The following is a 13,913-nucleotide window of genomic DNA, read 5'->3' on the forward strand; positions in this document are numbered from 1 at the left end:
TATATTTTTTACTTTCTGGTTGTCAATAGATGATTAGAAAAAATTGAGGATAAGCAAGACTTGGTGCTATTATGAATAACCTCAAAAATCCCAGATATAAATATTTAATTTTGACCTTAGTTACTGGCTTAGTTATTCTTGTAATTACAGCTACAGTTATTAAGTCAATGACTCAGGCAACTCTTCCTCAAATAACTTTTTTAGCAGAACTGAATTTTTCCACAGGTTGAAAATTTCCAAATACAGAAGTAGGGATAATTTGGGAAGTTTGGGAAGTTTGGGGAGTGTATGTTTTTGACTTTCTAGTTGTAAATAGATGATTAGGAGAAGTCGAGGAGAAGGAAGACTTGGTGCTATTATGAATAATCTCAAAAATCAAAGATATAAATATTTAATTTTGACCTGAGTTACCTGTTTAGTTATTCTGATAATTACACCTACAGTTATTAAGTCAATGACTAAGGCAACTCTTCCTCAAATAACTTTTTTAGCAGAGGTGAATTTTCCCGCAGGTTTAAAATTTAAAAATACAGAAGTAGGGATAATTTGGGAAGTTTGGGAAGTTTGGGGAGTGTATGTTTTTGACTTTCTAGTTGTAAATAGATGATTAGGAGAAGTCGAGGAGAAGGAAGACTTGGTGCTATTATGAATAATCTCAAAAATCAAAGATATAAATATTTAATTTTGACCTTAGTTACTTGTTTAGTTATTCTGATAATTACACCTACAGTTATTAAGTCAATGACTAAGGCAACTCTTCCTCAAATAACTTTTTTAGCAGAGGTAAATTTTCCCACAGGTTTAAAATTTAAAAATACAGAAGTAGGCGGACTTTCTGGCATAACCTATAATTTAGATAGACAAATTTATTATGCTATTTCTGATGACCGTAGTATTAAAGCACCAGCGCGATTTTATACTCTGAAAATTGACCTAGAATCAGATAAAATTTCAGAGGAAACTGTAAGTTTTGTAGATGTCACAAATTTATTAAATGAAACAGGTAAAATATTTCCTCCTTTGAGTATCGATCCAGAAGGAATTACTTTTAACGGAACTCATTTATTTATCTCTTCTGAAGGAGATAGAGAACGTCAAATACAACCATTTATTAAAGAATTTTCTCTGGAAGGTAAACAATTACGAAGTTTGCCAATTCCTGAAAAGTTTCTGATACAAACTGACAGTGGAATTAGAAATAATCTCGCCTGGGAAAATTTAACTATTACTCCTAGCAAAAAATATCTCTTTACGGCTACAGAAAATGCTTTAGTTCAAGATGGTGCAGAAGCTAATATTTCTACTGGTAGTCCTTGTCGAATTTTACAGTATGATTTAATTTCTGGTCAGCCAGAAAAAGAGTTTCTATATATTACTGAACCTATTACTTCTACATCTAATAATTTGGGTGGCTTTAAGACTAATGGTTTAGTAGAACTAATAGCTTTAGATGATACTCATCTTTTAAGTTTAGAAAGGTCTTTTACTCTAGACACTGGAAATACAATTAAATTATTTCAAGTTGATTTGTCAGATGCAGATAATATTCAACAAATTAATAGTCTAAACGGTAAATTTACTAATATTTCTCCCGTACAAAAAGAATTAGTTTTAGATTTGAGCAATTTAGAATTAATCTCAGATAATATTGAAGGAATGACCTTTGGCCCAGTATTGCCAGATGGTCGGCGATCGCTCATTTTAGTCAGCGATAATAATTTTAATCTCCTACAAGTGACTCAGATTCTCATTTTCAGCAGCAACTTTTAAATTCAAAATTCAAAATTCAAAATTCAAAAGTTAAAAGTTAAAGAAAGGCACTGAAAATTCAAAAGTTGAAAGTTGAAAGTTGAAAGTTAAATTCAAAATTCAAAATTCAAAAGTTAAAGAAAGGCACTGAAAATTCAAAAGTTGAAAGTTGAAAGTTGAAAGTTAAATTCAAAATTCAAAATTCAAAATTCAAAAGTTAAAGAAAGGCACTGAAAATTCAAAAGTTGAAAGTTGAAAGTTGAAAGTTGAAGTAAAAGATATTAAAGGATTTTTCGACTAATCCTAAGCAAGACTGACGTAGAAACCGGGTTGATCAAGGAAAATCAGCAGCAACCTCTAGCCGGAAAATTCAAAATTCAAAATTCAAAAGTTGAAGAAAGATTATTGAAGGATTTTTCGACTAATCCTAAGCGAGACTGACGTAGAAACCAGGTTGATCAAGGAAAATCAGCAGCAACCTCTAGCCGGAAAATTCAAAATTCAAAATTCAAAATTCAAAAGTTGAAGAAAGGCGCTGAAAATTCAAAACTCAAAAGTTAAAAGAAAGGCAATTCTAAATCCTGAAAACCTTTAAAAGTCTGCTGTTCCCAGTTAAGTGTTCCCTAGCGCGTAACGCTATAATTGGGAAATCAACCTGGTTTCTTGGTAGATTTGCGTTCTTCATTCAAAATAAAAAAAATGAAACTTTTAAAGCCTTGTCAAGTAAAGGTTTTGGCTACAAGAAACAGAAAGATTCAAAAAAAATTTAGAGAAAGGCTTGACAAATAAAATAGAAAGCGCCATAATTATACATGGCTTGAAAAAAGAGGGACTGTAGTTCAACTGGTTAGAGCACCGCCCTGTCACGGCGGAAGTTGCGGGTTCGAATCCCGTCAGTCCCGTAAAATTGATAACTTAACACTCATAACAAATCTGATAGACATAACTGTTTGATGAAAGCCTAATTTTTATGGTAAAAGTAGGAAATCAAGTCAGTATAAAAATTAGAGATTTTTACATCATTCTGGTAGATTATATATCTTTTCAGATTTAATCAGAAGTAGAATAAAATCTAAAAATCAAAAATCAAAATAGAAATTGATATGAGTGTTAGAGTTCGTCTGGCCCCAAGTCCAACAGGAAATTTACATATCGGTACAGCTAGAACTGCTGTATTTAACTGGTTATTTGCACGGAACCAGAAAGGAAAATTTATTCTGAGAATCGAAGATACAGATGTAGAGCGATCGCGTCCAGAGTATACAGACAATATTTTGGAGGGACTGAGATGGTTAGGATTAGAATGGGATGAGGGACCATCTTATCAGTCCCAACGTCTAGAACTATACGAGAAAGCAACTCAAGATTTACTAGACAAAGGATTAGCTTATCGGTGCTATTGTACAGCAGCAGAACTAGAGGAAATGCGGGAAGCTCAGAAAGCAAGAAAAGAAGCACCCCGCTACGATAACCGCCACCGCAACCTCACAGCTAAAGAACAAGCAGCTTTTGAAGCAGAAGGAAGACAACCAGTAATTCGCTTCAAAATAGATGATGAGCGGATAATTACCTGGAACGATCTAGTCCGGGGGACAGTAACTTGGAAAGGTAGTGACTTGGGTGGGGATATGGTAATTTCCCGTGCAGCAGGGGGAGGGAAAGTAGGGCAACCTCTCTACAATATGGCAGTAGTAGTAGATGATATGGATATGAAAATTACCCATGTGATTCGGGGTGAAGATCATATTGCTAATACAGCTAAACAAATATTACTTTATGAAGCTTTAGAGGGGAAAGTTCCGAAATTTGGCCACACACCTCTAATTCTCAATACAGAAGGACGAAAATTGTCAAAACGGGATGGAGTAACTTCAATTTCTGATTTTCAAGAATTGGGTTTTACTCCCGAAGCACTGGCAAATTATATGTGCTTACTGGGATGGACGCCTCCAGATGCAACGGAAGAAATATTTACCCTACCAGAAGCAGGAGAAAAGTTTAGTTTTGAAAGGGTAAACAAAGCGGGAGCTAAGTTTGATTGGCAGAAGTTGGATTGGATAAATAGTCAATATTTACATAGTCTACCAGTAGAAAAGCTGACAGATAAATTAATTCCTATATGGCAAAAAGCAGGATATGAATTAGATCCAGAAGGCGATCGCTCTTGGTTAGAAGAACTAACAGCATTAATCGGACCTAGTTTGACTCGCCTCACAGATGCGGTGGAAATGAGTAAGTTATTCTTCTCTCCTACTGTAGAACTGGATGAAGCAGCGGCAGCACAAATGCAGAAAGAAGATTCTGTTAAATCTATTAATTCTATTCTAGAAGTGATAGATGCTGATGCACCTCTGGGAGCAAATGATGCACAGCAAACTATTAAAAAAGTTACTCAGAAAATTAAGGTAAAGAAAGGCATTGTGATGCGATCGCTAAGAGCATCCTTAACAGGTGCTATGCAAGGACCTGATTTAATTCAGTCGTGGTTACTGCTGCATCAGAAGGGTTTTGATATATTACGCTTCAAAAAATCTGTAGGTGAAGAAATTGAGGAAACGAATAAAACAGAGACTACTCCTAATCAGAGTGAAGGTACTGTTGTCCTAGAAACAACTCCAAAATCTCCTGCTTTATCAAAAGAAGAAACTAAGACAACAAGATCGCCCGAACAAAAACAAGTAGCAGAGAACAAAGAGACAAAAACCTCAATACCCGAAACTCCGACTACTCCGACTACTGGTGCAGCAGCTAAGACTCCAGGGGAAGCAAAGGTAGAAAAAGAAAACCAAGTTTCCACACCACCAACTCCCACTATTGATGTAGCTGGCAAAACTACAGAACCGACTGTAAAAAAAGAGAGGAAAATTTCAGCATCACCATCATTAGTAACTCCAACTACTGGTGCAGGAGCTAAGACTCCAACTGAACCGAATGTTGCCAAACAGAGTCAAGTCTCAACACCAGCAGCAACTCCGACTGCTTCAACTACTGGTGCAACAGCTAAGACTCCAGCGGAACCAAAGGTAGAAAAACAGAGTCAAGTCTCAACACCAGGAACTTCCACGACTCCGACTACTGGTGCAGCAGCTAAGACTCCAGTGGAACCAAAGGTAGGCAAAGAGAGTCAAGTTTCCACGCCAGTAGCAACTCCGATTACTCCGACTACTGGTGCAGTAGCTAAGACTCCAGGGGAAGCAAAAGTAGCAAAAGAAAACCAAGTTTCAACGCCAGCAGCAACTCCGACTACTCCGACTACTGGTGCAGCAGCTAAGACTCCAACTGAACCGAATGTTGCCAAAGAGAGTCAAGTTTCCACGCCAACAGCAACTCCGACTGCTTCGACTACTGGTCCAGCAGCTAAGACTCCAACTGAACCGAAGGTAGCAAAAGAGAGTCAAGTCTCAACACCAAAAACTCCGACTACTGGTGCAGCAGTTAAGACTTCAACTGAACCGAATGTTGCCAAAGAGAGTCAAGTTTCCACGCCAGTAGCAACTCCGATTACTCCGACTACTGGTGCAGCAGCTAAGACTCCAGGGGAAGCAAAAGTAGCAAAAGAAAACCAAGTTTCAACGCCAGCAGCAACTCTGACTACTGCGACTACTGGTGTAGCAGCTAAGACTCCAACTGAACCGAATGTTGCCAAACAGAGTCAAGTTTCCACGCCAACAGCAACTCCGACTGCTTCGACTACTGGTGCAGCAGCTAAGACTCCAACTGAACCGAATGTTGCCAAACAGAGTCAAGTCTCAACACCAAAAACTCCGACTACTGGTGCAGCAGTTAAGACTCCAACTGAACCGAAGGTAGCAAAAGAGAGTCAAGTTTCCACGCCAACAGCAATTCCGACTACTGCGACTACTGGTGCAGCAGCTAAGACTTCAACTGAACCGAATGTTGCCAAAGAGAGTCAAGTTTCCACGCCAGTAGCAACTCCGATTACTCCGACTACTGGTGCAACAGCTAAGACTCCAACTGAACCAAAGGTAGAAAAAGAAAGCAAAGTTTCAACGCCAGCAGCAATTCCGACTACTGCGACTACTGGTGCAGCAGCTAAGACTCCAACTGAACCGAATGTTGCCAAAGAGAGTCAAGTTTCCACGCCAACAGCAACTCCGACTGCTTCGACTACTGGTGCAGCAGCTAAGACTCCAACTGAACCGAATGTTGCCAAAGAGAGTCAAGTCTCAACACCAAAAACTCCGACTACTGGTGCAGCAGTTAAGACTCCAACTGAACCGAAGGTAGCAAAAGAGAGTCAAGTCTCAACACCAGAAACTCCGACTACTGCGACTACTGGTGCAGCAGCTAAGACTTCAACTGAACCGAATGTTGCCAAAGAGAGTCAAGTCTCAACACCAGGAACTTCGACAACTCCGACTACTGGTGCAGGAGATAAGACTCCAACTGAACCAAATTTAGGCAAAGAGAGTCAAGTTTCGACGCCAGCAGCAACTCCGATTATTGATGCAACAGGCAAAACTTCACCCGAACCGACTGTCGCAAAAGAGAGCCAAATTTCCACGCCAGCAGCAACAACTCCTACTACTACTGGTACAGAAATCATAGAACAAAAAGTAGCGACTCTGGTTGAAACTTCCATTTTGGATGATCAACAACCTGTAGACACAGTAACTAACAAAACCATCGATCTTGAACAACTCAATAGAATTAAAGAGCAATTGATCGATATCTTTTCTAACTTTCCTGAATACATTAGTCAATTCTATCAAGAATATCAAAGTCAGCTTAAAGTCGTTGGTTACGTGACATTAACAATATTAATTTTGACGTTAATTCTTAGTTTTCTCAAAGCTTTACAAGGAATTCCTATTCTATCAATTAGTTTTGAATTTATTGGAATGGGATATACAGTTTGGTTTGTTTACCGTTATTTGCTGCGGAAACCTAATCGACAAGAATTATTGGATAAAATTGAAAATATCAAATCAGAAATTGTTGGTAAGCAATCTTAAATAAGCCGTCAGCGGTTAGCACTCAGCCATCAGCAGGATAATTTTTTTTTAGGTTTAAAAATGGCTTTTAACCGAAAAATCAAGGTTTAAAGCCTCTCCTTTCAAGGAGAAAAAAAATTTTCCTTTTTAACCAATCCTTTTCTTTTTAAGAAGAGGTAATAATTAATTAATAATTAATTATTAATTATTGAAACAGAGTTTCTAAAAGCTGATAGCTAGTTAAATAAGAGTTTGATGTACTAAAAAAGAAAGGGGGGAAATTACAGCAATGCATGAGGATGGTGAGGTACAGTGTAACACAGCCTTCAAGGCTTTAACAATCTGGAAGGTTGAACTGCAAAAATTACTAATAGGTTTCTAGCTTTTAAGAAATAGTAAAGCTTTGTACCTCACGCGCAGGCGTGAAACTGCTGTAAATATATAAAGTGAAATAGTAAAACTTCTGATTCACATTTCCTCTATAATTTTTTTGACCTTTATTATCAGAAAACAGCACTCTAGATGGATATAAATAAACTCAAAAAAACGATATTATTTTTAGGAGTATTGTTTTCATTAGCAGGTATACAGAAAACCACCCCAGTCTTATCTCAAGATTTACAATTGACACCTATATTTGAAGATGTCAACCTGTATCCAAAATCTCCTCAAAACCGAATGATTATTAGAGGGTTAAGTGGAGGACCTATATCTGCAAAAGAAACAATAGGTAGAGAAAACACTGTAACAGGACCATGTGTAGGTTTTATCGATCGAGAACCAGATCATAGATTAATTTTAAATGGCTTTTTTCAATCTCTGAAACTAGAGGTTAAAAGTAGTGAAGATACAACTTTAGTAATTAGAGGTCCTGGAGGTAGTTGGTGTAATGATGATTTTGAAGGAAAAAATCCAGGAATTATAGGTCAATGGTTTTCGGGTACTTATGAAGTTTGGATAGGTTCTTACCAAAGAAATAAATATTATCCCTATGTAATTAAAATTACTAAAGAAGAAGGATAATCAAAATAATATCATGTTCGGTTAAATACTTATAAATAATTACCAAGGAGTCAGGAGTCAGGAGTCAGGAGTCAGAATTCCTGGAGATAAGGAGTCAGGAGAAAAGTAGAAGTGTAATATTTTTTCCCTACTGTCAGAGCTGAAGTTTTATTTATAACTGATTATCCGAACATGATATAATACCGTTTTTTTCTGCCTTAATGCTTTAATTTCCAAACTAATTATAGTTTAGATATTTTTTCTGAGTGACATTCTTTTTTTTAATTAGACATCTCCGAAAATTAACAATCAAATCAATTCTCCCATTTGAAATTATCTATTCTTTCTTCCAGTTAAGAGTTAAGTGTTCCCTGTTCCCTCTTTTCCGGAGATGTCTATTACTATAAAACATAGTAGGGAATTTCGATGAAACGTCCCTACTCTCACACATTTTCCCTGTTACCTATTTGTGGGAATGTTGTGGTGCAGATTGCTTATGATAAGTATTTTTTACTATTGGTTGTGGTTGTGGTACAGATGGTACAGGATGAAGATTTTCGATTGTAGGTTGAGGTCGTGGTATCATAGGATTCACAGGTGTAGGTGCTACAGGTTGAGGCGGAATATTTGCCACCATTGGTTGACGTCGGACTACGACAGCATTCACAGGTGTAGGTGCCACAGGTTGAGGCGGAATATTTGTTACCATTGGTTGACGTCGGACTACGATAGCATTCACAGGTGTAGGTGCCACAGGTTGACGTCGGACTACGATAGCATTCACAGGTATAGGTGCCACAGGTTGACGTCGGACTACGATAGCATTAACTGGTGTAGGTGCCACAGGTTGACGTCGGACTACAATAGCATTCACTGGTGTAGGTGCCACAGGTTGACGTCGGACTACGATAGCATTAACTGGTGTAGGTAGTTGGAGGTTGTTAACTTCTGGAATGCCGAATTTATTAGTTTTAGTAGTTTTCCATTGATGAGAAAAATTTGCACCTTGATATTTAGTTCCAACAACATTATAATTATTTTTTAACTGGGAATTTTGAGAAGTATTAATCTCTTGATTTTGGGAGAGAATAAAATAATTCCGATGCTTTGACTCTAAGTTATTTTTATTGACATTATAACTTTGTTGTGATATGTTTTGAGTAGACAGTTGAAGTGTATTTACTAGAGATAAATTATCTCTGTCGTGACTGATAGCAAAACTTACTCTTGGCTGAACTAATGTACCAATCGTATATGTTGTAGCAATTAGAGGAACTCCTCCTAGTAAAGCCTTGAATCTGGTAAGGACTGATTTTAATAAAATTTTCATACTACCTATAAACCTTCTACTAATGGATAAAGGTGATTATACTGAAAGCTGTTCGTATTTACTATAACATATTATTTATAACACTAACTTAATGTTAAAATTAATTTTTGTAATTCTGCAGCTGAAGGATATCTATCAGCACTATCAATACCTGAGTTAATTCATTAGTTAAAATTTATTAACTTAAGATTGAGGCAAAAATCATACTCATATAGATTCTATGTTTCCTGTAATAAATAGTTGTATTTGGGTGTTGGATCGAGCAGGATGCTTTCTAGGAAGTATTCCAGTAGATGGAGAACGATCCTTTTCAGAAGATAACTCCCTGAAATTTCAGATACGTCAAGTTCTTGAAAATACTCAGAAAAATATTTTGAGCGATCAGATTAAAACTTGTTTAAAAACAAATCGTAAAGTTGAAATCCAACATAACTCTCAAATAGGAGAGGAGGAAGTTAAATTTAATGCTAGTATTTATCCCATTAATCAAGAAAAAGTCATATTAATTCCCCATGATATTCAAGTTATTAACTCCCAGAATGAATTACCAGAATCAGATTCGTTTCTCACCGAAGCAGACGAGCAATTACAAACACTTTTAGAAGCAATACCAGGATTAGTTTCTTGGATTAGTTCAGATTTACATTATCTAGGAGTTAATAGGCATTTAGCTGAAATATTCAACATGACTCCTGAAGAGTTTATTGGTAAAGACATCGGATTTTTGAATGGAGATGATACAGAATTTACCAGGTTTGTTCGCGATTTTTTTGCTAGTGATGCCACCGTTACCGTCCATGAAATGGGATCATCTGTACGTCAATATCTCATAGTTGCTCAAAAATACGATCGGGGTAATGCAGCGTGTACTGTGGGACTAGATATTACTGAACTTCGGGAAACAGAAACAGCACTAGCACTGACAGGTAAAGCGGTAGAAAGTAGCAGTGAAGCAATTAGTATGACTGATGCTAATGGCAATCACATCTTTCAAAATCCAGCATTTACTCAACTTTTTGATTATAGAAATGTATCCGAACTAAATGCTATTGGTGGGTTGCTAAGTTTGATAGTAGATAAAAGAGTAGCTAAAAAAATATCTGAAAGGATGATGAGTGGAAGTGGATGGAAAGGTGAAGTTACTTGTCGAACTCGCAGAGGTCAAATTATCCAGATTTTGATGCGGATAGATGTCATTAGAGATGCAACAGATAAAATCACTGGGTTTGTTGCTGTCAGCACCGATATTACAGAACGTAAGCAAGCAGAAAAACAATTGCGGGAAAATGAACGAAGGTTCAGATCACTAATCGAAAATAGCACAGATATTATCCAGATTTTAGACAGTCATGGCATTTATCAATATGTTAGTCCCTCTCAGGAACGAATTTTAGGTTACACTTCAACAGAATTAATTGGTAAATCTGTATTAGAGTTAATTCACCCTAATGATAGATGGTGGGTAGAACAGGATATAGAAGAAGTCAAACAATATCCGAAAATGCGCCGAGGTTTAGGTGAATATCAAGTCCGCCATAAAAACGGTAGTTGGTGTGTATTGGAAGCAATGGTAATGAATTTACTTGATGATGAATCTGTTCAGGGAATTGTAATTAACTGCCATGATGTAACAGAAAAAAAATCTGCACAGGAGAAATTACGACGTCAATCTTTCTATGATAGTCTCACAGACTTGCCAAATAGAGCTTTATTAATGGATAGATTACAGCAAGCATTGGGATACATACACATAAACTCTTCTAATTTGTTTGCTGTACTTACGATTAATCTAGATCGATTTAAGATTATTAATGAGAGTCATGGTCACTCCATGGGAGACAAACTCCTAATTGAAATTGCTCAACGAATCAAAACTTGTTTACGACCGGGAGATACGGTAGCACGAATAGGTAGTGATGAGTTTGTTATTCTCTTGGAGAAAATTGACGATCGCGAAGATGCTATTGGTTCGGCAACTCTGATACAAGAAGCGATCGCTCGCCCTCTAGAATTAGATGGTGATAAACTCTCTATTACTGCTAGTATTGGTATTGTTATAAGTTCTGATGATTATAAATGGGCAGGTGATCTAGTGCGAGATGCTAATATTGCCATGGATCAAGCTAAAGTGCAAAACCCAGGAAGTTATTTGGTCTTCACCAGTTCCATGCACAGCTACGTTACAGAAATGATGCAGTTAGAGCGCGACTTACGTCAAGCTGTGGATATGCTAGAAGAATTTTCATTTTCTTGTTCCATTGCCAACACTTTTTTACTCAATTATCAACCAATTGTTTCTCTATCTACAGGCGACTTAGTAGGGTTTGAAGCTTTAGCGCGGTGGCGAAATTCTGAACGTGGCATGGTTTCTCCGATCAAGTTTATTCCCATCGCAGAAGAAACAGGTTTGATTATTCCTCTGGGTCAGTGGGTATTTTGGGAAGCTTGTCGTCAACTGCAAGAATGGCAAAAAATTTATTCTCAAACTAACCTGACTATAGCTATCAATATTTCTAGTAAACAGTTTTCCCAATCTAACTTAATTTTACAAATTCAACGTATTTTGGAAAAGACAGGTATCGATGTTCAAGGATTAAAAATAGAAATCACAGAAAGTGTGGTTATGGATAATGCTGAATCTGCTACTAAAGTTTTATCTCACTTACGGGAGTTGGGAATGCAGTTAAGTGTTGATGATTTTGGTACAGGATATTCATCTCTAAGTTATTTGCATCGTTTCCCGATTAATACTCTGAAAATTGATAAATCTTTTGTGACAAATATGGGAGTTAATGGGGAAAATTGTGAGATTGTCAGGGCAATTGTTACATTAGCTCATAGTCTGGGATTGGATGTGGTAGCAGAGGGGATAGAAACAGAGGAACAATTGACTCAACTGAAGGATTTAGGATGTGAATATGGTCAAGGATATTTGTTTTCTAAACCTGTAAATGTGACTGAAGCAACAGCATTATTAGGTACTAATTTTTTTTAGACATAGGCGTGAAAAATATATAGACTTTTTGTAAAAGTAGGGAACAGGGAACAGGGAACAGGGAAGAGATTTTCAGTAAAAATGTACAGGAAATGATTTTATCAGGAAATTTTACAACTCTAGCTTACAGCGCTTTTCAGATTGATGAACCACATCGTCACAAGCACAACCCAGTAGGGAGGTTCCATGGAACGTCCCTACTGTGGTCTACCGTGCAGGAAAACTGCTGTATGGTAAATAAATGGCAAGTTGATTTTCTGGAGATGTCTATTTAATACGATCGCCAGATTCTACATCAAACCAATGAATCTGTTTAGTTGGTAATTCTAAAGTTATTAAATCATCCCAAGTTTGATGAGAAGGAACTAAAACTTTGATATTTTTATCTGAATTTTCTATCTCTAAAATCAATAATTTTTCCTTACCTAAATCCTCTACTAATACAACTTTTCCTTTAATAGTAATCCCCAAATTTTCAGCAGAAGAAAAACGGATATCTTCCGGTCGAATACCCATAATAATTTGTTTTTTTGTAGCAGAAAAATCTGGTAAATAAATTTTAAAATCTCCCAAAATTGCATAATTTTCTTCACATTTAAGAGTCAGTAAATTCATTTGCGGACTACCAACAAAACCAGCAACAAATTTATTTGCCGGACGAGCATAAATTTGATGGGGTGCATCAATTTGTTGTAAATAACCATCAGATAAAATTGCGACTTTACTTGATAAAGTCATTGCTTCCGTTTGATCGTGAGTCACATAAACTACGGGTTTTTGTTGAGCATTAAATAATTGTTTTAATTCTGCACGCACTTGTTCCCGCAATAACGCATCTAAATTACTCAGGGGTTCATCTAATAAAAATACCTCCGGGTTTCGCACCAACGAACGAGCTAATGCTACCCGTTGCCTTTGTCCTCCAGACATTTCCTTCGGTTTGCGAGCTAATAAGTTTCCTAAATCTAGTTTTTGAGCGACATCATTGACTCGTTGTTTAATTTCATCAGGGGGTATTTTGCGGAGTTTCAGGGAAGCAGAAATATTTTCAAAGACTGTCATGTGAGGATAGAGAGCATAACTTTGAAACACCATGGCAATGTTGCGGTTTCCTGGTGCTAGATTTGTAACATCGCGATCGCCAATTATCACCCTACCCTGAGTAGGAGTTTCTAAACCTGCAATGAGTCGTAGTAGGGTTGATTTTCCGCATCCAGAAGGTCCTAATAAGGTTAAAAATTCTCCATCTTCAACTTCAATATTTATGTCTTTAACAGGAATAACATTAGGAGCAAATTGTTTTCTAAGATTTTTTAATTGCAATTTTGCCATAATTTTCAATCGTTTCTACTTCTCTACTTATATCAAATCCGGTAGTATCGGTATAATTCAAGACTGTAGGGGTTTGGTCTCCAAACCCTCTACCAACTAGGAGTTTTCACTCTTTTGTGATGGTAGCATTATATTACTCCTTTCGCCAGCGGATTTGATATTATATAGCAAGGAAAAGGGAACAGTGGGAAAAACATTTCCTACCCTAAGATTTATCATCAGTCGATGTCCTAAGCAATTTTTTCTTAGCTATAAGTATTCAATCAACTATAGCAATCCGACTAAATAGGTTGTAAGATTTTATCGTAGGGGTTTGGTCTCCAAACCCTAGTCAAGATAATGGGATTTGGAAACCAAACCCCTACAGTTTTTCTCACATCTCATTTCCATAAAATAGGGAATAGGGAATAGGGGGAAATAATTGATGATTTATGTACGATAATTGATTTGATTTTTTCAGGACTCACGCAAAATACTAAATCATACAACACCTGTAGGGGCGAATGCCATTCGCCCTTACTAGATATAGCGGTACTGCGTAAGTCCTGTT

The 13,913-nt window shown here is 36.9% G+C and carries 9 protein-coding genes, 1 tRNA gene and 1 pseudogene; 9 read left to right on the top strand and 2 right to left on the bottom strand.

Features of this window, described 5'->3' with window-relative positions:
• Positions 1-71: 71 nt before the first annotated feature.
• The 7 genes and pseudogenes from F6K40_RS01495 (at position 72) to F6K40_RS01525 (ending at position 7,727) form a co-directional block, all read left to right on the top strand.
• Positions 72-230 carry a hypothetical protein gene (locus tag F6K40_RS01495; protein ID WP_293130399.1) on the top strand — a complete coding sequence of 53 codons (159 nt, stop codon included), beginning with the start codon at positions 72-74 and terminating at the stop codon, positions 228-230.
• 224 nt (positions 231-454) lie between these two features.
• Entirely contained in the window at positions 455-607 is a 153-nt protein-coding gene (locus tag F6K40_RS01500; protein ID WP_293130401.1) for a hypothetical protein, read from the top strand.
• A complete protein-coding gene (locus tag F6K40_RS01505; RefSeq protein WP_293130403.1) occupies positions 604-1,770 on the top strand; it encodes an esterase-like activity of phytase family protein in 1,167 nt (388 codons plus the stop codon). Before F6K40_RS01500 ends, F6K40_RS01505 begins: the two co-directional genes overlap by 4 nt.
• A gap of 807 nt (positions 1,771-2,577) precedes the next feature.
• Positions 2,578-2,651, top strand: a tRNA-Asp gene (locus F6K40_RS01510).
• A 201-nt stretch (positions 2,652-2,852) separates the two neighbouring features.
• Positions 2,853-4,277 (top strand): annotated as a pseudogene (gene gltX, locus F6K40_RS01515) (glutamate--tRNA ligase); the annotation flags it as partial.
• Positions 4,278-4,847: 570 nt separating this feature from the next.
• The gene (locus tag F6K40_RS01520; protein WP_293130487.1) at positions 4,848-6,725 is read left to right on the top strand and encodes a CAAD domain-containing protein; all 1,878 of its coding nucleotides are present in this window, start codon (positions 4,848-4,850) and stop codon (positions 6,723-6,725) included.
• A 501-nt stretch (positions 6,726-7,226) separates the two neighbouring features.
• A complete protein-coding gene (locus F6K40_RS01525; RefSeq protein ID WP_293130405.1) occupies positions 7,227-7,727 on the top strand; it encodes a hypothetical protein in 501 nt (166 codons plus the stop codon).
• 442 nt (positions 7,728-8,169) lie between these two features.
• Here F6K40_RS01525 and F6K40_RS01530 read toward each other — a convergent pair whose 3' ends face one another.
• Positions 8,170-9,036 (bottom strand): hypothetical protein, encoded by an 867-nt coding sequence (locus F6K40_RS01530; protein ID WP_293130407.1) that lies wholly within the window; start codon positions 9,034-9,036, stop codon positions 8,170-8,172.
• Between the two features lie 220 nt (positions 9,037-9,256).
• Here F6K40_RS01530 and F6K40_RS01535 point away from each other — a divergent pair, with 220 nt between their 5' ends.
• On the top strand, positions 9,257-12,031 hold the full coding sequence (locus F6K40_RS01535) for a bifunctional diguanylate cyclase/phosphodiesterase (protein ID WP_293130409.1): 2,775 nt from the start codon (positions 9,257-9,259) through the stop codon (positions 12,029-12,031).
• 92 nt (positions 12,032-12,123) lie between these two features.
• Positions 12,124-12,306: a hypothetical protein gene (locus tag F6K40_RS01540; RefSeq protein ID WP_293130411.1), complete on the top strand. Its 183-nt coding sequence runs from the start codon at positions 12,124-12,126 to the stop codon at positions 12,304-12,306.
• Here F6K40_RS01540 and F6K40_RS01545 read toward each other — a convergent pair.
• Complete coding sequence (locus F6K40_RS01545) at positions 12,299-13,363, bottom strand: ABC transporter ATP-binding protein (protein ID WP_293130413.1); 1,065 nt, start codon at positions 13,361-13,363, stop codon at positions 12,299-12,301. The genes F6K40_RS01540 and F6K40_RS01545 overlap by 8 nt on opposite strands.
• Positions 13,364-13,913: the final 550 nt, after the last annotated feature.

The sequence above is a fragment of the Okeania sp. SIO3I5 genome (assembly GCF_010672085.1).
GTDB lineage: Bacteria > Cyanobacteriota > Cyanobacteriia > Cyanobacteriales > Microcoleaceae > Trichodesmium.